Genomic DNA, 25199 nt, shown 5'->3' with positions numbered 1-25199 from the left:
TCGCCATCAGAAAAATTCGATACTCGTTTCGACGGGCTTCTGCGGAGCGGCGGGACGCTGCTCGAGCGCAACGGTTCTCTGGGTTTCGGCGCCGGTCAGGGGGTATTGCCGGGCACGACCGGAGACCGGCCAGTATTCGAGCTTGCGCCCATGTTCTCCGCCTGTGGAGGAGCCGACCACCGGAATGCCTTCATCCCTCAGGAACTGCATGGCGAAGGCCGCGTTCTGCTCACCGACGTTGGAGAAGGTCGAGATCGTTTTAGCGCCGCCGAAGATCTTTGCCTCCAGCCGGTCGCGCCTGGCGCCCTGCTTCAGGAGACCATTGATCAGCAGTTCCATCAGATGCACACCGTAGCGCGTGGCATCCCCGCCTGATGTCGGCGACGTCGCCGAACCGGGGAGCAGAAAGTGGTTCATGCCGCCGATGCCGGCGACAGGGTCTCTGAGGCACGCAGCCACGCACGAGCCGAGAATGGTCGAGAGGACCGCATTCGGATCGCTCAGAACCTTATACTCGCCTTGAATGATGTGCACGCGGCGGGCTGCCCCCTCAGTGATCATTTCAAGGCTCCAAACACGGCTTCGATGGCCGCCTTCATCTTCTCGATCGTGAACGGCTTGGCGAGCACGTTGTTGGCGCCGAGCTGGGCTGCCTTCTGCACCAGCGCGCGATCCCCCTGGGCGGTGAGGATGATGAAGGCCGCCTTCTTGGTGTTCGGGTTGGTGCGCACGGCCTGAAGGAAACCGATGCCATCCATCTTCGGCATGTTGAAGTCCGAGATCACCAGATGATGCGGCTGCTCGGTCATGATCTTCATGCCCTGCTCGCCGTCACCGGCCGACGTGATCTGCTTGAAACCGAGCTGTGTCAGCGCGTCGCTGAGCAGCAACCGGCTCGTTACCTGATCATCGACGATCAGAACTTTGATTTTCTCCGCGATCGACATTTATTCGGTCCCTTCCTTTCGGGCGGCTGTCATTTTCAATATTTCCTCACCGATGGCAGACAGTGGCAGCTGCTGCTCAACGGCGCCAAGTTCGTGCGCAACCCTTGGCATTCCGTAAACGACACAGGTTTTTTCGTTCTGGCCGAGGGTTCTGGCGCCGGCGTGACGCATTTTCAACAATCCGGCGGCGCCATCGCGGCCCATTCCGGTCAGAATCACGCCAACGGCGTTGCGGCCGGCCAGTTCCGCAACCGAATCAAAGAGCACGTCCACCGAGGGGCGGTGGCCATTGACCGGGGGGCGGTCGACGAGACGGCAGCACGGCGCCGAAGCGCCGGTGACCTGGAGATGACGCTCGCCGCCGGGCGCCAGATAAATCTTGCCGATTTCCAGACGGGCGCCATCGGTCGCTTCCTGCACCACCGGCGCGCAGAGGCGGTTCAGGCGCTCGGCAAAGCTCCTGGTGAAGGTCGGCGGCATGTGCTGGGTGATGACCGTCGGCGGGCAATTGGCCGGGAATTTCTGCAGCACGGTAATCAGCGCCTCGACGCCGCCGGTCGACGAGCCGATCGCGACGATCTTGCGGCCGACGCGGAAATCGGCGACGGAGGGCGGCGGCGTGGCAGCCGCCACCGGCTGGGAAAACTGGCGCTGCGTGCGGGCGGCGGCCTTGACCTTCTCGGCGAGGTCGCCGAAGGGCCTGGCTTCACCCGGCGCCGGCTTGCCGACGCAATCGAATGCTCCGATCTCGAGTGCTGCAAGCGTCGCCTCGGCGCCGCGATGGGTCATCGTGGACACCATGATGACGGGCATCGGCCGCAGCGTCATGATCTTTTCGAGAAAATCGAGGCCGTTCATATTAGGCATCTCGATGTCGAGCGTCACGACGTCGGGGTTCAGGCGCTTGATCGCCTCGCGCGCTTCCAGCGCGTCGCCCGCCTGGCCGATGACGTTGACCTCCGGATCGGAACTCAGGACGGCGGTGATCAGGCCGCGCATCGTCGGCGAGTCGTCAACAACGAGAACCCTTGCCGGCGCGCTCATGCCTTCCTCCCGAGACCCTTGGCCGTGTAGCGATAGGTCGTGATGCCGATATTGTCGAAGACGTGCTTCGCCTCGCCGGAGACGCGCTCGGAATGGCCGATATAGAGATGGCCGCCCTCCGGCAGCAGGCCGGCGAAACGCTGCCAGATCTTCATCTGCGTCGGCTCGTCGAAATAGATGACGACGTTGCGGCAGAAGATGACGTCGAACTTGCCCTTGAATGGCCATTGCGCCATCAGGTTCAGCTCATTGTAGGTGATCAGCCGCTTGACGCGGTCGTCGACCTGGAACTTCCGGCGGCCCTGCACCTCGACTTCGCTGAACCATTGCTTGCGCATGGCGGGCGAAACTGTTTCGAGCGCGGTTTCGTCATAGGCGCCGGCGCGGGCGATCGCGAGGATCTTCGGGTCGATGTCGGTCGCCAAGATCTTGAAGTCATAGTCTGCGACATTCGGCATCAGCGACAGCACGGTGAGCGCGATCGAATAGGGTTCCTGCCCGTCGGAGGAAGCGGCCGACCAGATGCGCACCCTGCCGCCGGCTCTCGCCCGCTGCAGAAGCTCCGGCAGCACATGATCGCGCAGATGCTCGAAATGATGGTTTTCGCGGAAGAAGCGGGTGAAATTGGTCGTCAGATGCGACAGCATTTCGCGGCGCTCCGCCGCACCCGCCGGCGAAGCGACGAGTTCGCAATATTCCCGGAAGCCGGAAAGGCCGAGATTGCGGATATGCTTCGACAGACGCGAATAGACCAGCGAGGCCTTCGTCTCGTTGAGGAAGATGCCGGCATCCGAGTAGATCATGGCGGCGATTTCCGTGAGGTCGCGGCGCGTCAGCGGATATTCTCCGCTCGCGAGCACCTCGTCAGCTCCTTGCCTCTGATCCTTTGCACCCATTGCACTCATGCGGCTTCGCTTTCGGTCTCGGAAAAGAGGGCTTCAAGTTCGATCAGGCAGATCATGCGCTTGTCGATGGCGAGAATGCCTCGGGCAAATTGGCGCTCGAGGTCGGAGGAGATTTCGGGTGTCGGCTGAACGATCTCGTCGGTCACCGTCAGAATGTCGGAGACGGCATCGACCAGGAGGCCGACAACCTTGCGGCGGGCCTGAGCGACGATGATGACATGACGGGCGGTCGGATCGGCCGGCTTCATGCCGAGGCGTGCGGCAAGATCGATGATCGGCAGCACCGCGCCGCGCAGGTTGATGACACCGAGTATATAGGCAGGCGAGTGCGGCATCGCGGTCGCCGGGGTCCAGCCCCGGATTTCGCGAACCGACATGATGTTCACGCAAAATTCCTGATCGCCGATGCGGAACGCGATCAGCTCGCGGTCCCCTTCGCTCAGACTTTTTACGGTGTACGACATTGCCTTATCCTACCGCTGCCAACGACATTTCCGCTTTCAAAGACTGGCCGCGGGAAGCGCCGACAACCGCGTCGACATCGAGGATGAGAGCGACGCGGCCGTCGCCGAGGATGGTGGCGGCGGCAATGCCCGGCACGTGGGTGTAGTTGGCTTCCAGGCTCTTGATCACCACCTGGCGCTGACCCTGGATGGCATCGACCATCAGGGCGCGCTGGCCGCCGCCTTCGGATTCCACCAGAAGCGCCACGCCTTCCACAGGATTTGCCTGGGTCGCACGGAAGTTCAGGATGCGGCCGACATCGACCAGCGGGCAGAACGAGTTGCGGATCGAGATCAGCCGGTGGTTGGCGCCGAAGGAGTGGATCGCGGCCGCTTCCGGCTGCAGGGTTTCGACGATTGCCGTCAGCGGCACGACCAGCGTCTGGCCGGCGACGGTGACCACCATGCCGTCGAGGACGGCGAGCGTCAGCGGCAGGCTCATGGTGAAGACCGAGCCGTGGCCCGGCTTCGAGGTGATGTTGATACGGCCGCCGAGCGCCTGGATCGAACGCTTGACGACGTCCATGCCGACGCCGCGGCCCGAAATGTCGGAGATCTTGTCGGCGGTGGAGAAGCCCGGCAGGAAGATCAGGTTGTCGATTTCCTCGTCCGACAGGTTGGCGTCGGCCGGGATCAGGTCGTTGTCGATCGCCTTCTGGCGCACCTTCTCGCGGTTGATGCCGGCGCCGTCGTCGGCAAGCTCGATCAGGATGCGGCCCGAACGATGCTTGGCGGTGAGGCGGACGGTGCCTTCGGTGTTCTTGCCGGCGGCTGCGCGCTTTTCCGGCGTCTCGATGCCGTGGTCGACGGCGTTGCGGATCATGTGGGTCAGCGGCTCGGCCAGCTTGTCGATAACCGTCTTGTCGACTTCGGTGTTTTCACCTTCGGTGATCAGGCGGATCGACTTGCCGGTCATGTCGGCGATTTCGCGGACGATACGCGACATGCGCTGGAACACCGGCTTCACCGGCTGGGCGCGGATCGCCATGACCGAGTCCTGGATCTCGCGGGTGAGCTGCTGCAGCTCCTCGAGGCCCATGTTGATCGAGGAGGTGCCGGTCGTGTCGTTCTCGATGACGCTCTGCGACAGCATCGCCTGGTTGATGACCAGTTCGCCGACGAGGTTGATGAGACGGTCGACGCGGTCGAGATCGACGCGGATCGTCTGGCCGGCACCGGCGGCATTGTTCTGGGCGGCGGCACTTGCCGCGGCGGCTGCGGCAGCTGCCGATTCTTTCTTTTCGACGCGGGCGGCGGCTGCGGCCATCTGCGTGACGTTGGATGCGGTTTCGGCGGCGGCAATGGCGGCCGTCGCATCTTCGGACCGCGTGGCGGAAACCTGTTCCGTGCCGTCCGTCTCGTCCAGGATCGACAGGTCGAAGGGAACTGGCACCATCGGCAGTTCCTCATTGCCGGCTGCGCCGGCCCTGGCTGCCTCGACCGGCTTCACCGTCAGCTCGCAATCCCACTCGGCGAATTCGAAGACAGTGCGGATGGCGTCTTCGCCCTTGTCCGTCTTGATCGTGATGTTCCAGAAGAAATAGGCGCCTTCCGGATCGAGTTCCTCGAGACCCGGCAGCTCATCCATATTGCAATAGATGGTCATCTCGCCGAGACGCGAGAGATCGCGCAGCAGAAGGGTGGCGTCATTGCCCTTGGAATAGAGTTCGTAACGCGGCTTGAAGGTGACTTCATAGGCCGGCAGGTCGGAGCCGGCTTCGTCGCCGCCGAAATCGTCGAAGGAGAAGGGGATCGGCTGGAAGCCGCTATCATCGGTCGGCTTGGGGGTCGGCGCCGAAGTGGCCGGGGCGGCCTTTGCCGCGGCCTTCGGCGCGGGCGCCTCAGCGGCGGCCGAGGGAGACGGCAATTCACCGTTGGCCAGCGCTTCCAACTCCTTGACGAGGCCGCGGCTGCGGCTCTCATCGACGCTGCCGCCGTCGCGCGCGGCATTGGTCAGATCGGCGAGCACGTCGGCCGATTTCAGCATCACCTTCAGGACGTCCTGGGTCGGCTCAAGCTTGTTGGATCGAACGCAATCGAGAGTGGTCTCGAAAACATGGGCGAAAGCGACCAGATCATCAAGGCCGAAGGCGCCGGCGCCACCCTTGATCGAATGCACGGCACGGAACACCGCATTGACGGTTTCGGGATCGCGATCGCCATCATTCAATTTCAGAAGACCGGATTCCAGCTCGGCGAGCTGTTCCTCGCACTCCTGGAAAAAGATCTCTTTGATTTCGTTCATATCCATAGGAGAAAATCCTGGGTTTAAGCGGTTACGCGCTCAATGGCATCGATCAGCTTGGCCGGGTCGAAAGGCTTGACGATCCAGCCGGTGGCGCCGGCCTGGCGGGCGCGGTTCTTCTTTTCCGCGTCGCTCTCGGTCGTCAGGACCAGGATCGGGATCGCCCGATATTTCTCGTTGCGGCGGACACCTTCGATGAAGCCGAAACCGTCGAGGCGCGGCATGTTGATGTCGGTGACAATGACGTCAGGATTGGACTCTTCGAGGACCTCGAGACCCTCGACGCCGTCTTCCGCCTGGATCGTCTCGAAGCCGGCATTGTTCAGCGTCACGAGCAGCATGTTTCGGATGGTGCGGGAATCATCCACGGTCAGTACTTTTTTCTTCATTGCCGAATCTCCTTGGCAAGCAGGTGGTCAAAATTGACGCCAACCAGCTGCATGGTTTTTTGAAATGCGTCGGACACCTGGGAGAAGGTGAACGGCTGCTTGTCCTGTGCCCAGGTCTTCTCGGCGGACATCAGGACCTGGGCGCAAAGAGCACCGATCCGCTCAACGCCGGATGCGTCGATCGAAAGACCGCTGCCCCTGAACGAAAGGAGTTTTTCACGCAAGGCGGAGGCCTCGTTGAGGTCGAGCACCGCTGTCAAATTCAGCGTCTTGCCACTCTTCTTTGCTACCATCAGCTTGTCCTTGTCCCCTGGTCCCCAGCCCGAAAAGATGAGCTGAGGCGATAATCCGATAGGTTAGTAAACATTCCGCCCACCTCCGACCCTTGCGAACGATTGGGGAAGGCCAAAATCATCATTTTCATATTCGTCCTCGGCCATTGCCGGGCGGGCGGCGGCGTCGATGGCACGCGACGGCGCCACGCGGACCGGCGTCGGCCGGCCGGCATGGGCGTTTTCGCGCGCGATACGAAATTCGCGAACCGTCCGGCCGAGCTCGAGAATGACGGTGTGGAGATCGTCGGCGCCATCAGCTGAGCGCTCCGCAAGGCCTGCGCTATCGGCCACCTCGGCGCCCAGGCCCCTGACGTCCGCGGTGACGCCGTCGAGGCTTGCGGCATGTTCGCCGGTCCTTGTGGCGATGCCTGCAATGGCGGCATTGATGTCGGTGACCTGGCGCACGATGCTGCCGATCGAATCCTGCGTGCGGCCGACCATCTGCACGCCGGCGTCGACCTGCGCCTTGGTGGTCGTCACCAGCGTCTTGATCTCGCGGGCGGCTTCCGCCGAGCGCTGGGCCAGCGCCCGGACCTCCTGGGCGACCACGGCAAAACCGCGGCCGGAATCACCGGCACGAGCCGCCTCGATGCCGGCATTCAGCGCCAGAAGATTGGTCTGGAAGGCGATCTCGTCGATCGCGCCGATAATCTGGCCGATCTTTTCGGCCGACTGTTCGATATCGGCCATGGCGCTGATCGCGCGGCCGACGACCTCGCCGCTTTCCTCGACGGCAGCGCGCGTTGCGGCGGCCGCCTGTTCGGCGGCGCGGCTGTCCGCGGCGCCGCCACGCACGCTGCCGGCAAGGGCGGCAAGAGCAGTGGCGGAAAGCTGCAGCCGGTCGGCCTGGCCGGACGCGGTGCCGGCGAACTGCCGCGACAGGTCGGCAAGCGAAGCCGTTGCCGCTTCCGCCTTGACAGTGCGCCCGGTGATGTCGTCGAATTCGGCCTGGAGACCATCCAAGGCGCCGTTCAGCGCTGCGGCGATGCCGGCATAGGCGCTGTCGGCGTCGACGGGGGCGCGCCGCGTCAGATCGCGGGCGGACAGGCCTTCAATGACATCGCCGAAGATCCTGATGATCTCGGCTTCATTATCGGCGCGCTGATCGGCGAGCGCGCGGTGCTGGGCGGCGCGCAGCGCATTGAAGCGGAGCGACACGGCGATTTCCACATCGACCATGACAATGCGGATGATCGCCGTCATCAGCTCGGAGATTTCACGGGTGCGGCGCTTGGTCGAGGGCAACAGCGGCCGGCCGGCGATCTCCTCGACGAGGCCGGAAAGGACGTGCTCCAGAATGACGCCGTGACCGGCGACATGCCAGCGTGGGTCGAGACCCATCTTGTTTTCGGTATCGGAGAGAACCTTGACGCGCTCGGCATAGAGGCTGTCGAAGCGGGCATCCGTCAACACGTCCCAATGCGAGGACTGCAGATCATGCAGGCGTTCGACCTGGCGCTCGCTCTCGAAATTGCGCGAGGCGTCGGGGAATGACTGGAACCTGTGAAAGAGATCCCTGAGACCTGCCTTCAGATGCGCTTCGAGGGCCGGCCGGTTGCGGCGCACCAACTCGCACTGGTCGGCGTCGAGACCGGCAAAGCGCAGGCGGTCGCGCAAGCTGCCTGCCTGCGCTCCACGAGCCTGATCTGATGGCATGTCCTGCCTCAACGCCTGTCCCCGACCCACTGTCCAGGCGAATGCCTGGTTAAAAACTTTCGCAGCATCCAATGAACACGAAGCTTGGGGACGGTCCTCACCACCGGTGACAACCGGCGGATCGAGCCCCCTGATCAGCTATGTTTCGGAGCTGTCTGAAGAGATTGGATACCGGATCAACCGGTACGGCGGGACGGCGTCATGCCTGGTGGGAACGAGTGCATCTTCCCATTCCGACGTGTAACCCAATGTTTATGGTTAATTCCTTGCCTGAAGGTTAATAAGCCTGTCCAGGCGCCGGCTTTTGAAGCAATTCAAGGCAGTTCGCGAGAAATACTGCGGGAGAGTTGCACGGCTGCTACAAGGCACACGCAAGCTCCGTGTTATATGCCGGCCGACAACCAAGACATGACGTCGACAAGGACAGAGCAATGATTGTTCTCGGATTGGGTTCCTGCTTGATCGCAATGGGCGTGCTCGCAGCCATCGCCCGGCTCGATTCCCTCGCGGCAAATCGCGACATCCGCATGCTTCGCGTGTTCTAACGCCCTTGCCCGTTGGCAGTCCGGCGCCTTTGGTGTAATCGCACTCGCGCCTTTCATGTCAGCGGAACACTTAAGTTCATGTCCCCCAGATCTGGTCTTCTCATCGTTCTCGGCTTCACGCTATGGCGCGTCGTCACGCTCAATTTCGATGCGACGGACCTATTTGTCGACGAGGCGCAGTACTGGTTCTGGGCGCAGAATCTCGATCTCGGCTATTATTCCAAGCCGCCAATGATCGCCTGGGTGATCCGGGCGATGACCGAATTTTCCGGCTCAAACGCCATCTACTCGATCAGGCTCGCCGGACCGCTGATCCATATGGCGGCGGCACTGGTGCTGATGAAGGTGGCAAAACGTTTCGTCGGACCGGAGATCGAAGGCTGGACGGGCGCCACCTATATCACGCTGCCGGGCGTGGCGCTTTCCTCGGTGTTCTTCTCGACCGATGTCATCCTGTTGTTCTTCATCGCCCTCGCCCTGCTTGCCTATTTCGGCCTGACGCAGCGGCGCTCAGTCGGGTTGGCGCTCGTCATGGGCCTCGGGGTCGGCCTCGCCTTCCTGACGAAATATGCCGTGCTGTTCGTTGTGCCGGGCGGCGCACTCGCCCTGCTTCTCATTCCGGCGGCGCGCATCGCCATTCGGGATTTCATCATCGCCGTCGCGGTCGCGGCGGTCGTTGCCTTGCCGAACCTCTGGTGGAACCTGCAACACGACAATACGACGGTTCGCCATACGCAGGATATCGCCCACTGGAGCGACCTCGGCATCAATCTCCGTCGCGGGCTTGAATTCTTCTCCGCGCAGTTCGGCGTCGTCGGGCCGATCATCTTCTTCGCGATCCTCTGGGCGGTCTACCGCATGATCAAGGGCCGGAGCGACGACCGCGAGAAGATGCTGGTCTGGCTGTCGATGCCGGTGGTGGTGCTCATCACCCTGCAGGCGACGGTCGCTAAGGCCTATGCCAACTGGGCCGTGACCGCCTATGTCGCCGGGACGATCCTCGCCGTCTGGCTGCTTTATCGGTTGTGGCCGAAGGGGCTGAGGCTGTCGCTCACGATCAACGGCATCGCAAGCCTGCTGTTTCCGCTGGCGACGATCTTTCCGCAGCAGCTGTTGTTGCCGAACGGCGACGAATTGATGAAGCGTTATCTCGGCCGCGCCGAGGTCAGCCGCGAGGCCGCAGCGCTCGCAAATCAGGCTGGCACTGACATCATTGTCACTGATAACCGCGACATGGTCGCCGATCTTTTCTATACGCTGCGCGACGCATCATACCGGATCTATGCGCGGGCGCCGGCAGGCCTTCCGGAGAGCTATTACGAGCAGGAATTCGCCCTGCCCGCCGAGACCGCCGGCAAGGTGCTTTTCCTGACGGACGGTCCCTTCGGCTGCGCGGCCGAAACGCCCGAGGTGCTGAAGAGCTGGCAGCCGACTGCAGGCTACTACAAGGGCAAGACGCTCTACATCTACAAAGCCTCGGCCACCTGCCTGGCGCCCTGATGCCGGTTCAATCCAGCCGATCGGGAAGGCAGAGGCCGGTGCCCGCGCCTTCGATTTCCACGAACCTGACGCCGCCCTGTTCGAAGGCGAGGCGCAGCTGCGCCTCCGTCGCGCGGTGGATGTCGTGGTGGCGTCCCTCATAATCGCGGATGGTGCTGCGCGAGACGGCAGCCCTTTCGGCCAGGTCGGTCTGGGTCCAGTCGAGCAGGCCACGCGCCGCGCGGCAGAGAGCGGGTGTGAGAATTGTCGCCCTTGCGCCTTGACCCATGATTTCAAGTCACCCATATTGGTTGATATAGACCATATATGTCATACCTAGCGCGAGATTTCCAGATCGGGAGACAGTGATGCCGCACGATACGCCCTTGATCTCGACAATCGTCGGCGGCCTCGTGCTGGCATTCATCTTCGGTGCACTTGCCCATCGGCTGCGCATGCCGCCGCTCGTCGGCTATCTCATCGCCGGCGTGCTGGTCGGGCCGCATACGCCCGGTTACGTGGCCGACCAGAACCTGGCGCCGGAGCTTGCCGAAATCGGCGTCATCCTGCTGATGTTCGGCGTCGGACTGCATTTCTCGCTGAAAGATCTGATGTCGGTGCGCGGCATCGCGCTGCCCGGCGCAATCGCACAGATCGCCTTCGCGACATTGCTCGGCTGGGGGCTTGGCGCCATGATGGGGTGGCCGACCGGCGGCGGCCTGGTGTTCGGATTGGCGCTTTCGGTCGCCTCCACCGTCGTGCTGTTGAAGGCGCTGCAGGAGCGGCGGCTGGTGGAGACCGAGCGCGGCCGGATCGCCGTCGGCTGGCTGATCGTCGAAGACCTCGCCATGGTGCTGGCCCTAGTGCTGATCCCGGCGGCCGCAGGCATCGGCGGCGAGGGTCACGCTCCCGCCGAGCCGCTCTCGGCCGGACTGAACCTCCTGTTCGGACTCGACCTCGGCATCGGCGGCATGATCGCCATGACGCTGGTGAAGGTGGCGCTGTTCGTGGCGCTGATGCTGGTTTTCGGCCGCAAGCTCATTCCCTGGATGATGCATCGCATCGCCCATACCGGCTCGCGCGAGCTCTTCCGGCTTGGCGTGCTGGCCATCGCACTCGGCGTCGCCTTCGGCGCGGCCAAGCTTTTTGGCGTGTCGCTGGCGCTCGGGGCCTTCTTCGCCGGCATGGTGCTGGCCGAAAGCGAGCTCAGCCATCGCGCCGCCCAGGAAAGCCTGCCGCTGCGCGATGCCTTTGCCGTGCTCTTCTTCGTCTCGGTCGGCATGCTGTTCGATCCGAACATCCTGATCGACAGGCCGCTGCCGATCATCGCCACCATCTTCATCATCGTCATCGGCAAATCCGTCGCCGCCTTGCTGATCGTGCTCGCCTTCAAGAAGCCGCTCGGCACGGCGCTGACGATTTCGGCGAGCCTCGGCCAGATCGGCGAGTTCTCCTTCATCCTGGCCGCCCTCGGCGTCGATCTCGGGCTGTTGCCGGAGGAAGGCCGCGACCTGATCCTGGCCGGCGCCATCATCTCGATCATCCTCAATCCGCTGCTGTTCTTCCTCTGCGACCGCATGCGCCCGCTGCTCGAAGGCGCGAGACACGAGGAGAGCCAGGCCGAGCGCGCGATTGCGCCCGCCGAGGAAACGGCGCCGGCTGAAGATGACGAGGTGCATCCGAGCGGCCTCCACGGTCATGCCGTTGTCGTCGGTTACGGGCGGGTCGGCAGAATCGTCGGGCAGAACCTGAAATCGGCGGGCACGCCCTTCCTCGTCATCGAGGATTCCGACAAGCGCGTCGGCGAGCTGCAAGCCCAGGGCATCGAAGCCTTCATGGGCAATGCCGCGGCCACCGAGACGCTCGATCTCGCCAATCTGCCGGCGGCGCGCAGCATTGCCATCGCCATTCCGAACGCCTTCGAAGCCTGCCGCATCGCCGAGCAGGCACGCAGCGCCAATCCATCCATTCTCATCGTCGCCCGCGCCCATTCCGACGCCGAAGTCGATGCGCTGAAGCAATATGGCGCCGACACCGTCATCATGGGCGAACGCGAAATCGCACTGGGCATGGTTGACCGGCTCGCTCAAGTGCATCATGAGAGTGTGGCCTATGAAGACAGTGATGGGCCTGATACAATTGTCCCGACGGATGACCCTCCGCCGGAAAGAGAATGAAAGATTGGCGCGCTTTTGAGCCGATACGGGAGTGACATTGCCGGGACGGAGGAGATGGAGCTGGACCAGCGCCGTCTGACGAACCGTATCGCTGCTTCCCTGCTCTTCGCCGCCCTTGCCTATCTCGGCCTGCTTTTCGGCGGCAATCTCATCATTGCGCCGGCCACCGCCGTCAATACGCTTTCCTCGTCCGGCCGCGATCCGCAGCCGCCGCAACTGAGCGCGCGCGATGCCGTGCGCGGGGTGCTTGCCGCCGAGCGCAAGCTTGCGCCGAAACAGGTCGCCTACGACGCCGGGTCGCCTGCCCTTGCCGCTGCCCCGGCTATCGATTTCGCCGGCTGGAACAGCGCCGTTCCTCTCCCGGCATTCGAAGCTCCGCTTCATGCTTCAGTTTTCAGGGCCCATCAGCCGCGCGCACCGCCGGCCGCCGCCTGACATTGCGCCGAGCGGCGCTTCCGAGCATTGACGACATGCCGCCAGCGCCCGAGCGCCGGCCCTCGATTATCTAAGGAATACAACATGCGCAATTCACCCTGGCTGGTGTTCACCTATTCGGTGATCATCGTGATCGGCCTATTGATCGCCCTGCCGAACGCCCTGCCGCAGTCCGTCCTTCAGCGCATCCCCGCATGGCTGCCGCATGAGCAGGTGTCGCTCGGCCTCGACCTTCGCGGCGGTTCGCACCTCGTTCTGGAAGTCGACGAGGCGGACCTGACCAAGGAGCGGCTGCAATCGCTGCTTCAGGATGCCCGCCGCGTCCTGCGCGAAAAGGGCATCCAGCCGAAAGCCGTCGTGCGCAGCCAGAATCAGATCGTCGTGACGCTCGCCGATGCCGGGCAGAGCGATGCGGCGGTCACCGAACTCAAGACGCTCGCCAACCCGATCAGCACCGGCCTCAGCGCAGGCCAGGCGGATCTTGATGTCACGGCGAACGGCGCCACCATCACCGTCGGCTTCTCGCCGGCCGGCATCTCCGCCAATGTCGACAACGCCGTCCAGCAGAGCCTGGAAGTTATCCGCCAGCGCGTCGACCAGGTCGGCGTCTCAGAGCCGACCATTCAGCGCATCGGCGCCAATCGCGTGCTCGTGCAGCTGCCCGGCGCGCAGGATCCGACGCGGCTGCGCCAGCTTCTCGGCTCCACGGCGAAGATGTCGTTCCACATGCTGTCGCCGAACAACCAGCCCGGCCCCGGCGTCACGATGATGCAGGACGACGAAGGCCGGACCCATGCTGTTCTCGACCGTGTCGAAATCTCCGGCGACCGTCTCTCGGATGCCCGCGTCAGCTTCGACCCGAACACGCGCGAACCGATCGTCAGCTTCCGCTTCGACAGCGCCGGTTCCACTCGCTTTGCCGAAATCACCCGGCAGAATGTCGGCAATCCCTTCGCCATCGTCCTCGACAACAAGGTGCTGAGCGCGCCCGTCATCCGCGAGCCGATCACCGGCGGTTCCGGCCAGATATCCGGCAACTTCTCGGCCGACAGCGCCACGACGCTTGCCGCCATGCTGCGCGCCGGCGCCCTGCCCGCCAAGCTAACCGTGATCGAGGAGCGCACCGTCGGCGCCGATCTCGGCGCTGATGCCATCAAGATGGGCCTCTACTCCGGCATTGTCGGCTTCGTCCTTGTCGCAGTCTTCATCTTCGTTCTTTACGGCACCTGGGGCATCCTGGCGAATGTGGCGCTGCTGATCCACACGATCCTGACCCTCTCGGCCCTGACGCTGGTCGGCGCAACACTGACGCTGCCGGGCATTGCCGGTGTCGTTCTCGGCATCGGCCTCGCGGTCGACGCGAACGTTCTCATCAATGAGCGTATCCGTGAAGAGACCCGCAAGGGCAGAGGCGCCTTTGCCGCCATCGATACGGGCTTCAACCGTGCCTATTCGACGATTATCGACGGCAATATGACGGCCCTGATCGCGGCGAGCATCCTGTTCTTTTTCGGTTCCGGGCCGGTTCGCGGCTTTGCAGTGACCATGGCGCTCGGCCTGATCATCTCGATGTTCACCTCGGTCGCCTTCGTGCGCGTCGCGATGATCGAGATTACCCGCCGCCGCAAATTCAAGGTGCTGAACATCCGGCCGTTGATCCCCTTCAGCCCTTACGACAAGCATATCCAGTTCATGAAGGCGCGCTTCTTCGGCGTCACCGTTTCGGCGCTGCTTTCGATTGCCTCCGTTGCGCTATTCATCTATCCCGGCCTCAACTACGGCGTCGACTTCCGCGGCGGCATCCAGATGTCCGTCAAGACGCAAGGGACGGCCGATCTGGCGAAGTTCCGCGAAGGTCTGGACAGTCTCGGCCTCGGCGAAATCACGCTGCAGTCCTTCGGCGGCAACAACAGCATTCTCGTTCGCGCGCAGCGCCAGGAGGGCGGCGAAGAGGCGCAGACCGCGGCGGTCACTAAGCTGAAGGCCGAAGTCGCCAAGATCGATCCGACCGCCACCGTCGAAGGCACCGACGTCATCGGTCCGAAGGTCAGCGGCGAGCTTGCCTCGGCCGGCATTCTGTCGGTGGTGATCGCAAGCTTGGCGATGCTGATCTATATCTGGGTGCGGTTCGAATGGCCGTTTGCCGTCGGCGCCATCGTCACATTGGTGCTCGACGTCACCAAGGCGATCGGCTTCTTCGCGATCACCGGCCTCGACTTCAACCTCACTGCGATCGCCGCCATCCTGACGCTGGTCGGCTACTCGGTGAACGACAAGGTCGTCGTCTATGACCGCATGCGCGAAAATATGCGGCTCTACAAGTCGATGCCGCTGCGCGAGATCATCGACAAGTCGATCAACGAGACCCTGGCGCGAAGCCTTTACACCAATGCGACGGCCTTCCTCGCGCTGGTGCCGATGGCAATCTGGGGCGGCAGCGCCGTATCGAGCTTCGCGATCCCGATGGTATTCGGCATTCTGGTTGCCGGCGCCTCGTCGATCTTCATTGCCGCACCCATCCTGCTCTTCCTCGGCGACTGGCGCCGTCGCCACGCGAAGGCGCCGGCAACCGATGCGGGCGTCGACATCATCCCGCCGGAAGAGGGCCGCTCGCGCACATCGGCAGGCTGAAAACAGCTGTTAACGCATCCTTGAACGGGGCGCCGGTTGCAGAACTGGCGCCCTGTTTTTATTGTTGCCTATTGCCAGGAAAAAATTATGCAGCAATTCAAGATATTACAGCGTCCGTTGCGCGTCCGAAAAAGATGCGCGGCACCGCAGCAGAGATCGGGGAAACCGCCAGATGTCATCCAACCCGACGAGACCGCTTGACACCAATATTGCCGGCGACAACGAAGAGCGCATCAAACGTTTTCTCGCAACCGCCTCGCACGACCTGCAATCGCCGCTTCGCCATATTGCCATGTATGCCGAGTTGCTGCTCGACGATCTCGAGGAGACGCTCGACGACGAACAGCTTCAGAGCCTGAGGATGATCATGGAAAAGGTGCAGGCCGCGCAGCGCCTGACCAAGGCATTGATGAGCCTTGCCGGTGGCGCGCCTCAGGTGACGCCCGAAGCGGTCAACCTGCAGGCGCTGGCCGAACAGGTCTGGCCCGAACTGATCGATGAAACAGGGGCGCACGACGCGACGCTTGCCTGCCGGGGCCTGCCCTCCATCCGCACCGACCCTGCCCTTTTCGGCCTAGTGCTGAGGCAGCTCATTTCCAACGCCCTCACCTATCGCCGTTCATCGCCGCCGCATGTGGCGATCACGGCGGAGCAGAATGGGGAGAATTGGTTGATCCGGGTTTCCGACAACGGAACCGGCATCGATACCGCCTATCGGGAGCGGATCTTCGAGCCGTTCTGGAAATTGCCGAAGGCGGGAGCGGTCGCGGGCGCCGGCCTCGGACTGACGACGGCGCAGGAGCTTCTGAAGGCGCTTGGCGGGGATCTCAGCCTCGAACATTCGGACGAAAGCGGCAGCCGCTTCACCATCCGCCTTCCGGTTTCTTGAGGCGGCAAACCGCCCACAGTCCTGGGGCGACATGCGTTAAATGCTGTAATCGTCCTTCCAGAAATCCGGGACGTCATAGTGCACATATTCGCGGATGATGTGCTGCAGCGTCTGGGCGTCGATTTCGTCCTTGCCGATGCGGAAATCGACGCCGTAATCGGGAAACTCCTGGAAATAGCCGCCGGATATATCGGTCGAGACGACGCCGATCGGGCCGGTATAGCCGATTCCGCGCAGCTCCGGCACCGTTTCGCGGAAATCGGCATTGGGCAGAAGGCGGTTGTCGAGCAGGATGAGATCGAAGCGCGCCGCGCGGATCTTTTCCAGCGCGTCGCCGATCGACGGCGAATATTCGACCTCGACCAGCGGCTCGGAGAGCTCGGCGATCTTCTTCTTGAGCGCGCGGAATTCGATGAATTCATCGTCGACAAAGAGAACCTTTACCGCATTCTTTCGGACCGTTTCGCTGGTCATCTCATTTTCCCCAGTCCCAAAGTCCATTGTCACGAAACCAAACCGTTTCTCAGGGCGATCGCCACCATGTGGACGCGGTTCACCGCGTCGAGTTTGCGCGCGGCCGCGGTGATATGCGAATTGACCGTGTGTTCGGACAGACCAAGGATGATGGCGATTTCCGCCGAGGTTTTACCTTCGCTCGTCCATTTGACGATTTCCGATTCGCGCTGGGTGAGCCGTCCGGACATTTCCTGCGTCAGGATTTCCTCGTAGAGCTTGTCGAAAATGCGCATGGCGTCGAGAAGCAGGTCGGCGATCTCGCCCTGATCCGGCTCCTCACGCTCGCCGCTGAGCACCAGGCAATATCGCCGCCCTTCCGGCGTGAACAGCGGAATGAAAAGGAAGACGCCGCTGCGGAACTCGTTGAACAGGCGATCGGAGGGATATGTATCCGGCTCAGCACTTCTGCCATGCACCGGAGTTGCCAGGAACTGGGCGCTCTTTGCCCGGACAGTTCCAAGCGTCTCCTTCAACGTCGCGATAAAAAGGCCGACGCGGCGCTCGGGGACACTGGTAATGACGACATCGCGTTCGCCGAAAGGAGCCGAAGCTTCGGAAATGCGGGCAAGCGCGAAATTGTCGAAGTGATAATGCTGCGCCGCCGCTTTTAGCAGACGGAAAAAATCGGTGCGGTTGATCGCCCGGCTCAGCTCCGGCCCGGCATGAAAAGGAGTTGCCGCGGCATTGCTCATTCCCAATCTTCCTCTCCTCCCGCCATGCCCCCAATCCCTAAATCTTGGGATATACGTCTTAAAGGCGAAGAGCTACAAAAATTGCGAGACGGTTGATGAGAGATATCGAAACGGGGACTTTCGGTACGCAAGGCGGATATCATCAGTTATCTCAACTACAGGTGATGCACGGGCAGATTATACTGAGGGGCAGTAGTTCTTACCTGGGTATCGTAAATCTTCACGCGTTCAACATCCATGAATGCGGGAAGGCAGTGCCAGACGTAAGCGCGAGAGAGCCGATAGGCCCATTAGCTAAGGGGTTGGCTGAAGTTCGTGGCGGCGAACGCGGGTCCATTCGGTTCTCTCAGCGCTTATTTTTAATTCCGTCCGCTTCGTTTCGGTTGCATCTTGGGATGCACACTCGGCCTTGTCAATTGCGGTTTGTAATATCGCCCGAACGAACGCCAGGAAACGCACCACCGGTTTTCGCGGTTTCCTACACTTCAAGATTGAGAACGATCTCGGCAAGGTCAAGCGGCTTCTCGAGGTAAAAATCGGCGCCGGCCTCGAGCGCGCGGGCGCGATCCTCATCGGCATCCGATCCGCTGCAGATCGCAAGCCGCATTGCGCTGAACCGATCGTCGCCGCGCAACTTGCTCACCAGGCCGATGCCGCTGTCGAGCGGCATATAGAGATCGGCGACCAGCAGCTCCGGTGGAGCCCAGCCCTCCGCCACGCGCTGCTTCAGCGCTTCCAGCGCGGTCTCGGCCGTCGAAAAACAGAACAGATCGACATCTATCTGCTGCTTCCTGCGGATATAGTCGAGATAGAAGAGATCATCCCTGCTGTCGTCGACGTAAACGATGGTAGGCATCCAGCACCATGATTTGGATATTGTTCGAATGAACCTCGCCGTCCTTCGCCCGCACGATATCGCGATTTCACCAAAATTCGATCTGTTTTATCGAAAAATCATTTCGCAAAAAGCGCGGCGGCGGCTTCGCCTGCCTATTGAGTATTCCTCGATTTCGGAAAAAATGGCCGCGCGAACCGGCGGAGGATATACGGGTGCAGGATAAGGGCAACGTGGACCTGCAGGATCAGCGTAGGCGGCGCTACCGCGCCTTCGCGATTGCTGTCGGCTGCCTGATGTTGCTACTCGGCGCCAGCGCCCTGGCCGGCTGGTTGTTGCAGATCGCCATCGTCATCTCGCTGATCCCCGGTTTCCCGTCGATGGCTTTCAATGCCGCGCTTTGCTTCGTGCTTTCCGGCGCCGGGCTAGCCGCCTCGATGCTGGCCGACCGCCGCTTTCGCATGGCGGCAACGGTCATGGCGGGGTTTGCGGCAGCGATCGCGACGGCCCGGCTCGTGGAAATCGCCACGCTCGGGCGGCGTTTCCACAATGTCGACGTGCTGATTTCGCACCTCTTGGTTCCGTCCGACTTCATCGCCGAGATCGGCGGCGGCATGGGCCCCAACACGGCATTGGTCTTCCTGATCGCCAATGTTTCGCTGCTGCTCTCCCTCCAGATCGAGACGTCGACAAGCCGGGTGGCACAGGAGCTGACCAGCTACGTCGTCATCACGCTCGGCATGATCGCGCTCGCCAGCTATGTCACCGATGCCGAACAGGGCTACCGCTGGGGGCCCTATGCGGCGATGGCGCTGCATACGGCGATCGGCCTGGTGTTCTTCGGCTCGGGCCTTCTTGCCCGCTCCTGGTGGCTGCAGCCGGCAAACCGGGCGCAGATCCCGCTCTGGATCCCGGCGGCGGTCTGCTTCACCGGCCTTCTTGTCGATCTCTATACGCCGCTTGGCCTTGCCAACGGCATTCTCTACGTGCCGCTGGTGTTGACGGCCCTCTGGTTCGGCAACAGGAATGCGCCGCTCTTCTTCGCCTTTGCCTGCACCGTGCTGCTGATGCTCGGCTTCCTTGCCGTCCGGCACGACGAAGCGGGCTTCTGGCAGGAGATCGCCAACCGCACGATCACCGCCGCCACGCTCTGGCTGATCGCGATCCTCGTCTTCTATTTCCTGCGCAACCACCATAATCTCGAGGCCGAGCGCATCCGCTTCGGCGCATTGGTGCGCAGCACGCCCGACGCCGTCATCGTCATCGACGAACGCGGAACGATCAACAGTTTCAATCCGGCGGCCGAAAGCATGTTCGGCTATTCCCCGCAGGAGACGATCGGCCGGAACATCAAGATGCTGATGCCGGAGCCCTATCATTCCGAGCATGACGGCTATCTCGGCCATTACCGTCAGACCGGCGAGGAACGCATCATCGGCACGACGCGCATGGTCTCAGGACGGCGCAAGAACGGCATCGTCTTTCCGATCGACGTCTCGATCAGCGTCGTCGTCAGCGGTGAGACAAAGACCTTTGTCGGCATCGTTCGCGACATCAGCGAGCGCGCCCGGCAGGAAGAGCGGATGAAAACCACGCTTGCCCAGCTCGAGGCCTATACGGCCGAACTCGAGCGCAGCAACCACGACCTCGATGAATTCGCCTATATCGCCTCGCATGATCTGAAGGAGCCGCTGCGCGGCCTGCACAACCATTCCCGCTTTCTCCTCGAAGACTACGAGGACAAGCTCGACGATGACGGCGTGCGCCGCCTGAACCGTCTGGTGCGTCTCAGCCAGCGCATGGAAAAACTCGTCAACGACCTGCTTTACTTCTCCCGGCTCGGGCGACAGCAACTGGCGGTCAAACGCGCCGATATCGGTCTGATCGTCAAGGATGTGGTCGCGACGATGGAGCTGCTGCTGGAGGAGCGGCATGCCAAGGTCGTCATCGAAGGCCGGCTGCCGGACGTCGTCTGCGACGCGCCGCGGCTGACCGAAGTGTTCCGCAATCTCATCACCAACGCGATCAAATACAACGACAAGCCGGCGCCGCTGGTCTCGATCGGCTATCTCGAACGCTATGTCGGCGAGGACGGCACGGTTGCCCGCAACGTGTTTTTCGTTAGGGATAACGGCAAAGGCATACCCCGGGAATTCCATGAGGATATTTTCCGCATTTTCAAACGTCTCGAAAAGTCGCAGGATTCCGACGACGGGACCGGAGCAGGCCTTACCTTCGTCCGCAAGATCATCGCGCGGCACAACGGCGATATCTGGCTGGAATCCGAAGTCGGCGCCGGCACCACATTCTATTTCACCCTGGGAAAAAAGCGCGAGGGGCAGAATGCAGCAGCGTGACACGCAACCGATCCTCATCGTCGAAGACAGCGAAGACGATTTCGAAGCGACGATGCGCGCATTCAAGCGTACCAATCTTCGCAACTCGATCCGTTGGGCAGCCTCCGGGCATGAAGCGCTCGACATGCTCGCGACTATGGTGCCGAAACCCGGGCTGATCCTGCTCGATCTCAACATGCCCGGCCTTGACGGCCGCAAGACGCTGGAGGCGATCAAGTCGAATGACGGCTGGCGCAAGATTCCGGTGGTCATCCTGACGACCTCCGACGACGAGCGCGACATCGAAGGCTGCTATGCGCTCGGCGCCAATACCTATGTGCAGAAGCCGGTCGATCTCGACGGCCTCTTCGCCGCGATCCAGCGACTGAAGGAATACTGGTTCGAAATCGCCATCCTGCCGCTCGAGGACTGACGGTTTGGCGGAAGACTGCTGCATTCTCATCATCGACGACAATATCGACGATCGCGAGGTCTATCGTCGCATATTGGGCCGCGTCTCCAGCACCGCCTATACCGTCGTCGAGGCGGAGACCGGCGAAGAGGGCCGTGCGCTGAACGGGCGCAAGCGGCCGGACTGCATCCTGCTCGATTATTCGCTGCCCGGGCGCGACGGGCTCGGCGTGCTGGCCGATATATTGGAGGACGATCCTGTCGCCAATGTCATCATGCTGACCGGCCAGGGCAGCGAGACCGTCGCCGTCGAAGTGATGAAGGCCGGTGCGCGCGACTATCTCACCAAGGATTCGCTTTCGCCCGAAACGCTGCACCGCTGCATTCAGAACGCCATCATGCACGGCATGCTGGAAGCACAGCTGGAGCAGAAGCGGCAGTCGCTCGAGATCTTCACCCGCGCCATGGCCCATGATCTGAAGGAGCCGCTCAGGACGATCAAATCCTTCAGCCGCATCCTGCACGGTTCCGCAGCACTTCCGGCCGAAGACCGGGAACTGCTCGATTACGTGCTGAGCGCCGCCGACCATATGGAAGACCTGATCGTCAAGGTCTCAGGCTTCACCAAGCTCGAAGCCTATGGCGGGCCGGAGCTGACGCCGGTCTCGCTGTCGGATGTGCTCAACCAGGTGGAAGACAATCTGCGCCAGCAGATGGAGAGCCGCGGGGCCGTGATCATTCGCGGCGCACTGCCGGAGGTCATGGGCGATGCGACGCTTTTGACCCAGCTTCTGCAGAACCTGGTGTCGAATGCCATCCGTTATTGCGATCAAAAGGTTCCGGAGGTGACGATCTCAGGTGAAGTTGAGGGCCATACCTGCCGCCTGACGGTGCGTGACAATGGACCGGGCATCGATCCGCAGCACCGCGAGCTGATCTTCCAGCCCTTCAAGCGGCTGGTCGGCCGCGGCATCGAGGGCACCGGGCTCGGGCTTGCTATCTGCCGCCGCATCGCGCAGCTGCATGGCGGCTCGATCTGGTGCGAACCGGAGAAGGGCCCCGGCGCCACCTTCATCGTCGAAATACCGCTCGCCGCGGCGCGGCCCGCGCCGCCGGCCGCATCGGCCGCTCCGCCCAGCCCAAAGCCTGCGGAGCAGCCGGGCGAAGGTTCCGGCAGGCTTGCCGAAGTGCTGCTGGTCGAAGACAGCCCGGCCGACATTCAGATTCTGAAAATCAAGCTGATGCGGCGGGAGAAGGTGACCTTCAACCTGCATGTCGCCACCAACGGACGCGAGGCGATGCGGCTGCTCGAGGAGCGCGCCGGCACAGCCGACCTGCCGCAGATCGACCTGATGCTGCTCGACATCAACATGCCGATCATGGACGGCTTCGAGGTGCTGAACGCACTGTCGGCCGACGCCCGACTGAAGCGGATTCCCGTCTGCATTCTCAGCACCTCAAGCGACGAGACCGACATGCAGCGGGCCAGAAACCTCGGCGCGCGCGCCTATATGGTCAAGCCGCCGACCCTGCAGCAACTGGAAGAGGCCCTCGTAGATGTCGATCATTTGGAGCTGCTGCAGCGCGGCGATTCGCTTGCGCTTTGTGCGGAACAAAACTAAGCGGTGGTCATTGGCAACGGTATGATCTTTGCAACTTTCATACTCGCGCTCCTGACGACGCCGCTTCAATCAGGACTGCTCTCGATGGTATCAGGCATACATCACGTGACGGCCATCACCCGCAAGGTGCAGGCAAACGTGGACTTTTACGCCGGCTTTCTCGGCATGCGGCTCGTCAAGCAGACGGCCGGTTACGAAGATGTGATGCAGCTTCATCTCCTCTATGGCGATGCGGCGGGAACGCCGGGTTCGCTGCTCACCTTCCTCGTCTGGGAAGACGGCGCCCCCGGCCGGGCAGGCTACGGCCAGATCAGCGAGATTTCGCTGGCGATCGATCCGGCGAGCATCGGCTACTGGCTGACGCGCGCCATGAGCTTCGGCCTGCGCTCTGAGGGACCGACCGACGAATTCGGCGAGCCCGTGCTCAGGCTGAAAGATCCCGACAATATCATCCTCAAGCTCGCAGGCGCCAAGAACCTCACATCGCCCGCCGCCTGGGACGGCGCCTCGATCCCGGTCGAACATGCAGTCCAGCGCGTGCGCGGCGCAACCATGCTGACGGAGAAGCCTGACGAAAGCCGGGGCTTTCTCGAGCGCCATTTCGGCTACCGCTTCCAGGCCAATCGGGGCACGATCGACAGGCTGGTTTCGCAATCGGGCGACATTATCGACGTGCGCGATGCACGCGGCTTCTGGTCCGGGGCGCCCGGCACCGGCACCGTCGATCACGTCGCGTTCCGCGCCCCGGACGAGGAGACGCTGCTGTCGGTCGGCAAAGCCCTGGAGGCGACCAATGCGTCGCCGACCAACATGCATGACCGCAAATATTTCCGTTCGCTCTATGCCCGCGAACCGGGTGGGACGCTGGTAGAGCTTGCGACCGACAAGCCGGGCATGACTGTCGACGAGGAGCAAGCCGCACTCGGAACGAAGCTTTTCGCGCCACCCGGCGCGATCACCAATCTCGACGAGCTGAAGGTAGTGCTGCCGCAATTTTCGATGCCCGGCCAGCCGCGCGTCAATTACCGCGAGCTGCCCTTCGTCCATCGTTTCTACACGCCGCCGAATCCCGACGGCAGCGTCTTCGTGCTGCTGCACGGCTCGGGGGGCAATGAGACGACGCTGATGCCGCTGCTCAACAAGGCGGCGCCGCGCGCAACCCTCATGGGCGTACGGGGTCGTGCGACGGAAGAGGGTTTTCCGCGCTGGTACAAGCGCATCACACCCTTCTCCTTCGACCAGCACGACATCAAGACCGAGGCGGAGGCCTTTGCGGCCTTCATCGACGGCGCCGTCAAGTCTTACGGGCTCGACCCCAAGAAGATCGTCTATGTCGGCTATTCCAACGGCGCCAACCTATTGAACTCGCTGCTCTACCTGCACCCGAACCTCGTTCACAAGGCGGTGCTGCTGCGCTCCATGCCTGTACTCAGCGACTTCCCGCATGCCGATCTGAAGGGCACGGACCTGCTCGTCATTAGCGGCAAGACCGATGCCTACGGCCAATATGCGAGCGAACTCGAGGAGAGACTGAAGAGTTCGGGCGCCACTGTCGATTCTGACGTCATCCCGGGCGGTCACGACCTCGGTGATGGCGATGTGCCGATCATCCAGAAGTGGCTGCTCCAGAGAATGGGCGATGAGACACCGCCGATGGAGCAGCAAGCCGTCAAGCCGACGAGCGAGACGTTCGGGCAACCATGATGCCGGCAAGCACCACTGCGGCGCCGAGCGCCTGCATCGTGCCGATCGCCTCATTGAGCAGCGCCCAGGCGAGGATCGCGGCGACGACCGGCTGCAGCAGCAGCGTCAGCGATGAAAAGGCCGGCGGCAGATAGGCCAGCGCATAGGTGATCGCCACCTGCCCGCCGGCATGGCTGATGAAGGCGAGGCCGAAGAGGATCGACCAGCCGTAAAGGGTCGCCGGCAGCATCCGGCCTTCGAAGAAGAAGGCTATCGGGAAGATGCAGACGGCAGCCGATGCCGTGCTCCACAGCATGATGCGGATCGTATCGAACCGGCTGCGCAGCCTGCCGATCGCCAGGATATAGCAGGCATAGAAGAAGGCGGCGATCATCGCGGCGCCGTCGCCGCTCAAATCGCCATTGCCGAGCCCTGCCGGACCGCCTTTCAGAATAACGACCCCGGCAAGCGCCAGAAGCAGCCCCAACAGGAAGACGCCGCTGGTTCTCGCCCTGAAAAACAGGACAGCGATCAGCGTGACGAAAACAGGCGCGAGATTGGCAAGCAGCGTCGCGTTGGCGACCGAGGTCATGGTGAGCGAAAGGTGCCAGGCGGCAAGGTCGAGCGCCAGCATGACGCCCGGAAGAACCAGCATGCCGAAGTCGGCAAGGCTTTGCGGTCTGGGTCCGGCATTCCTCTTCAGCAGCGAGACGATGAAGATCGGGATCAGTGCCAGTGCCACGCGCCAAAAGGCGGTGGCCATCGGCCCGACCTCGGAAAGCCGCACGAAGATCGGCGAGCCGCCGATCGCCGCGCCGCCGAGAACGAGCGCCGCAAGAGCGAGACGATTGGAAGGCGAGGCTTCGGAAAGGGTGGAAGCGGTTTGCGACATGGTCTCGATATTTCTGATTGCCCGAAGGCCGG

Annotated in this window: 24 protein-coding genes; 10 read left to right on the top strand and 14 right to left on the bottom strand. The window is 62.5% G+C overall.

Going from position 1 to position 25199, the window contains the following annotated elements:
* Window positions 1-6: 6 nt before the first annotated feature.
* The 9 genes from cheD to EFR00_RS19710 all read right to left on the bottom strand — a co-directional run bounded on the left by cheD (window position 7) and on the right by EFR00_RS19710 (window position 8024).
* On the bottom strand, window positions 7-561 hold the full coding sequence (cheD, locus tag EFR00_RS19750; protein ID WP_012482667.1) for a chemoreceptor glutamine deamidase CheD: 555 nt from the start codon (window positions 559-561) through the stop codon (window positions 7-9).
* Complete coding sequence (locus EFR00_RS19745) at window positions 558-947, bottom strand: response regulator (protein WP_004672258.1); 390 nt, start codon at window positions 945-947, stop codon at window positions 558-560. Before EFR00_RS19745 ends, cheD begins: the two co-directional genes overlap by 4 nt.
* Window positions 948-1991 carry a protein-glutamate O-methylesterase CheB gene (gene cheB, locus EFR00_RS19740; RefSeq protein ID WP_038686857.1) on the bottom strand — a complete coding sequence of 348 codons (1044 nt, stop codon included), beginning with the start codon at window positions 1989-1991 and terminating at the stop codon, window positions 948-950.
* A complete protein-coding gene (cheR, locus tag EFR00_RS19735) occupies window positions 1988-2896 on the bottom strand; it encodes a protein-glutamate O-methyltransferase CheR (RefSeq protein WP_039617884.1) in 909 nt (302 codons plus the stop codon). The genes cheB and cheR overlap by 4 nt, the downstream gene beginning before the upstream one ends.
* Window positions 2893-3360, bottom strand: a complete 468-nt coding sequence (locus tag EFR00_RS19730; protein WP_077992553.1) for a chemotaxis protein CheW — start codon at window positions 3358-3360, stop codon at window positions 2893-2895. Before EFR00_RS19730 ends, cheR begins: the two co-directional genes overlap by 4 nt.
* Window positions 3361-3364: 4 nt before the next feature.
* Window positions 3365-5650, bottom strand: coding sequence for a chemotaxis protein CheA (locus EFR00_RS19725; protein ID WP_077992555.1), 2286 nt, complete (start codon window positions 5648-5650; stop codon window positions 3365-3367).
* 17 nt (window positions 5651-5667) lie between these two features.
* Entirely contained in the window at window positions 5668-6033 is a 366-nt protein-coding gene (gene cheY1, locus EFR00_RS19720; RefSeq protein ID WP_003570362.1) for a chemotaxis response regulator CheY1, read from the bottom strand.
* Complete coding sequence (locus EFR00_RS19715) at window positions 6030-6326, bottom strand: STAS domain-containing protein (protein ID WP_039617876.1); 297 nt, start codon at window positions 6324-6326, stop codon at window positions 6030-6032. The genes cheY1 and EFR00_RS19715 overlap by 4 nt, the downstream gene beginning before the upstream one ends.
* Window positions 6327-6389: 63 nt before the next feature.
* Window positions 6390-8024 carry a globin-coupled sensor protein gene (locus EFR00_RS19710; protein ID WP_077992557.1) on the bottom strand — a complete coding sequence of 545 codons (1635 nt, stop codon included), beginning with the start codon at window positions 8022-8024 and terminating at the stop codon, window positions 6390-6392.
* Window positions 8025-8647: 623 nt separating this feature from the next.
* Between EFR00_RS19710 and EFR00_RS19705 the strand changes: the two genes are divergently transcribed.
* Entirely contained in the window at window positions 8648-10069 is a 1422-nt protein-coding gene (locus EFR00_RS19705; RefSeq protein ID WP_077992560.1) for an ArnT family glycosyltransferase, read from the top strand.
* Between the two features lie 7 nt (window positions 10070-10076).
* On the opposite strand, the gene EFR00_RS19700 is transcribed toward EFR00_RS19705, so the two are convergent.
* A complete protein-coding gene (locus tag EFR00_RS19700; RefSeq protein WP_077992563.1) occupies window positions 10077-10337 on the bottom strand; it encodes a helix-turn-helix transcriptional regulator in 261 nt (86 codons plus the stop codon).
* Between the two features lie 79 nt (window positions 10338-10416).
* Here EFR00_RS19700 and ybaL point away from each other — a divergent pair, with 79 nt between their 5' ends.
* The 4 genes from ybaL to EFR00_RS19680 all read left to right on the top strand — a co-directional run bounded on the left by ybaL (window position 10417) and on the right by EFR00_RS19680 (window position 16180).
* Window positions 10417-12225, top strand: a complete 1809-nt coding sequence (ybaL, locus tag EFR00_RS19695; RefSeq protein WP_077992565.1) for a YbaL family putative K(+) efflux transporter — start codon at window positions 10417-10419, stop codon at window positions 12223-12225.
* A 54-nt stretch (window positions 12226-12279) separates the two neighbouring features.
* Window positions 12280-12660, top strand: coding sequence for a hypothetical protein (locus EFR00_RS19690; RefSeq protein ID WP_010058472.1), 381 nt, complete (start codon window positions 12280-12282; stop codon window positions 12658-12660).
* An 84-nt stretch (window positions 12661-12744) separates the two neighbouring features.
* The gene (gene secD, locus EFR00_RS19685; RefSeq protein WP_038686841.1) at window positions 12745-15291 is read left to right on the top strand and encodes a protein translocase subunit SecD; all 2547 of its coding nucleotides are present in this window, start codon (window positions 12745-12747) and stop codon (window positions 15289-15291) included.
* Between the two features lie 172 nt (window positions 15292-15463).
* Complete coding sequence (locus tag EFR00_RS19680) at window positions 15464-16180, top strand: sensor histidine kinase (RefSeq protein ID WP_077992567.1); 717 nt, start codon at window positions 15464-15466, stop codon at window positions 16178-16180.
* Between the two features lie 36 nt (window positions 16181-16216).
* On the opposite strand, the gene EFR00_RS19675 is transcribed toward EFR00_RS19680, so the two are convergent.
* The 3 genes from EFR00_RS19675 to EFR00_RS19665 form a co-directional block, all read right to left on the bottom strand.
* Window positions 16217-16654, bottom strand: coding sequence for a response regulator (locus EFR00_RS19675; RefSeq protein ID WP_010058279.1), 438 nt, complete (start codon window positions 16652-16654; stop codon window positions 16217-16219).
* 29 nt (window positions 16655-16683) lie between these two features.
* Window positions 16684-17388, bottom strand: coding sequence for a helix-turn-helix transcriptional regulator (locus EFR00_RS19670; protein WP_009992967.1), 705 nt, complete (start codon window positions 17386-17388; stop codon window positions 16684-16686).
* A gap of 478 nt (window positions 17389-17866) precedes the next feature.
* Window positions 17867-18244, bottom strand: coding sequence for a response regulator (locus tag EFR00_RS19665; protein WP_077992568.1), 378 nt, complete (start codon window positions 18242-18244; stop codon window positions 17867-17869).
* A gap of 28 nt (window positions 18245-18272) precedes the next feature.
* Between EFR00_RS19665 and EFR00_RS33085 the strand changes: the two genes are divergently transcribed.
* From EFR00_RS33085 to EFR00_RS19645, 5 genes are read left to right on the top strand one after another with little or no spacing between them, the layout of a single operon-like run.
* Window positions 18273-18449 carry a hypothetical protein gene (locus EFR00_RS33085; protein ID WP_164519017.1) on the top strand — a complete coding sequence of 59 codons (177 nt, stop codon included), beginning with the start codon at window positions 18273-18275 and terminating at the stop codon, window positions 18447-18449.
* Complete coding sequence (locus EFR00_RS19660) at window positions 18439-20580, top strand: sensor histidine kinase (protein ID WP_077992570.1); 2142 nt, start codon at window positions 18439-18441, stop codon at window positions 20578-20580. Before EFR00_RS33085 ends, EFR00_RS19660 begins: the two co-directional genes overlap by 11 nt.
* Window positions 20567-20992, top strand: coding sequence for a response regulator (locus EFR00_RS19655; RefSeq protein ID WP_009991532.1), 426 nt, complete (start codon window positions 20567-20569; stop codon window positions 20990-20992). The genes EFR00_RS19660 and EFR00_RS19655 overlap by 14 nt, the downstream gene beginning before the upstream one ends.
* 4 nt (window positions 20993-20996) lie before the next feature.
* Entirely contained in the window at window positions 20997-22592 is a 1596-nt protein-coding gene (locus EFR00_RS19650; protein WP_077992573.1) for a response regulator, read from the top strand.
* Window positions 22593-22613: 21 nt separating this feature from the next.
* The gene (locus tag EFR00_RS19645; RefSeq protein WP_245435265.1) at window positions 22614-24296 is read left to right on the top strand and encodes a VOC family protein; all 1683 of its coding nucleotides are present in this window, start codon (window positions 22614-22616) and stop codon (window positions 24294-24296) included.
* Here EFR00_RS19645 and EFR00_RS19640 read toward each other — a convergent pair.
* Window positions 24262-25167 carry a DMT family transporter gene (locus tag EFR00_RS19640; RefSeq protein WP_077992576.1) on the bottom strand — a complete coding sequence of 302 codons (906 nt, stop codon included), beginning with the start codon at window positions 25165-25167 and terminating at the stop codon, window positions 24262-24264. The two genes, EFR00_RS19645 and EFR00_RS19640, sit on opposite strands and share 35 nt — an antisense overlap.
* Window positions 25168-25199 lie beyond the last annotated feature (32 nt).

This window comes from Rhizobium sophoriradicis, from assembly GCF_003939025.1.
Lineage (GTDB): Bacteria > Pseudomonadota > Alphaproteobacteria > Rhizobiales > Rhizobiaceae > Rhizobium > Rhizobium sophoriradicis.
This window is presented reverse-complemented; position numbering and strand designations above follow the sequence as displayed.

Excerpts from the sequence above, each read along its gene's own strand:
- cheD (WP_012482667.1), bottom strand. The coding sequence starts at position 561 with ATGATCACTGAGGGGGCAGCCCGCCGCGTGCACATCATTCAAGGCGAG.
- EFR00_RS19745 (WP_004672258.1), bottom strand. The coding sequence starts at position 947 with ATGTCGATCGCGGAGAAAATCAAAGTTCTGATCGTCGATGATCAGGTA.
- cheB (WP_038686857.1), bottom strand. The coding sequence starts at position 1,991 with ATGAGCGCGCCGGCAAGGGTTCTCGTTGTTGACGACTCGCCGACGATG.
- cheR (WP_039617884.1), bottom strand. The coding sequence starts at position 2,896 with ATGAGTGCAATGGGTGCAAAGGATCAGAGGCAAGGAGCTGACGAGGTG.
- EFR00_RS19730 (WP_077992553.1), bottom strand. The coding sequence starts at position 3,360 with ATGTCGTACACCGTAAAAAGTCTGAGCGAAGGGGACCGCGAGCTGATC.
- EFR00_RS19725 (WP_077992555.1), bottom strand. The coding sequence starts at position 5,650 with ATGGATATGAACGAAATCAAAGAGATCTTTTTCCAGGAGTGCGAGGAA.
- cheY1 (WP_003570362.1), bottom strand. The coding sequence starts at position 6,033 with ATGAAGAAAAAAGTACTGACCGTGGATGATTCCCGCACCATCCGAAAC.
- EFR00_RS19715 (WP_039617876.1), bottom strand. The coding sequence starts at position 6,326 with ATGGTAGCAAAGAAGAGTGGCAAGACGCTGAATTTGACAGCGGTGCTC.
- EFR00_RS19710 (WP_077992557.1), bottom strand. The coding sequence starts at position 8,024 with ATGCCATCAGATCAGGCTCGTGGAGCGCAGGCAGGCAGCTTGCGCGAC.
- EFR00_RS19705 (WP_077992560.1), top strand. The coding sequence starts at position 8,648 with ATGTCCCCCAGATCTGGTCTTCTCATCGTTCTCGGCTTCACGCTATGG.
- EFR00_RS19700 (WP_077992563.1), bottom strand. The coding sequence starts at position 10,337 with ATGGGTCAAGGCGCAAGGGCGACAATTCTCACACCCGCTCTCTGCCGC.
- ybaL (WP_077992565.1), top strand. The coding sequence starts at position 10,417 with ATGCCGCACGATACGCCCTTGATCTCGACAATCGTCGGCGGCCTCGTG.
- EFR00_RS19690 (WP_010058472.1), top strand. The coding sequence starts at position 12,280 with ATGGAGCTGGACCAGCGCCGTCTGACGAACCGTATCGCTGCTTCCCTG.
- secD (WP_038686841.1), top strand. The coding sequence starts at position 12,745 with ATGCGCAATTCACCCTGGCTGGTGTTCACCTATTCGGTGATCATCGTG.
- EFR00_RS19680 (WP_077992567.1), top strand. The coding sequence starts at position 15,464 with ATGTCATCCAACCCGACGAGACCGCTTGACACCAATATTGCCGGCGAC.
- EFR00_RS19675 (WP_010058279.1), bottom strand. The coding sequence starts at position 16,654 with ATGACCAGCGAAACGGTCCGAAAGAATGCGGTAAAGGTTCTCTTTGTC.
- EFR00_RS19670 (WP_009992967.1), bottom strand. The coding sequence starts at position 17,388 with ATGAGCAATGCCGCGGCAACTCCTTTTCATGCCGGGCCGGAGCTGAGC.
- EFR00_RS19665 (WP_077992568.1), bottom strand. The coding sequence starts at position 18,244 with ATGCCTACCATCGTTTACGTCGACGACAGCAGGGATGATCTCTTCTAT.
- EFR00_RS33085 (WP_164519017.1), top strand. The coding sequence starts at position 18,273 with ATGAACCTCGCCGTCCTTCGCCCGCACGATATCGCGATTTCACCAAAA.
- EFR00_RS19655 (WP_009991532.1), top strand. The coding sequence starts at position 20,567 with ATGCAGCAGCGTGACACGCAACCGATCCTCATCGTCGAAGACAGCGAA.
- EFR00_RS19645 (WP_245435265.1), top strand. The coding sequence starts at position 22,614 with ATGATCTTTGCAACTTTCATACTCGCGCTCCTGACGACGCCGCTTCAA.
- EFR00_RS19640 (WP_077992576.1), bottom strand. The coding sequence starts at position 25,167 with ATGTCGCAAACCGCTTCCACCCTTTCCGAAGCCTCGCCTTCCAATCGT.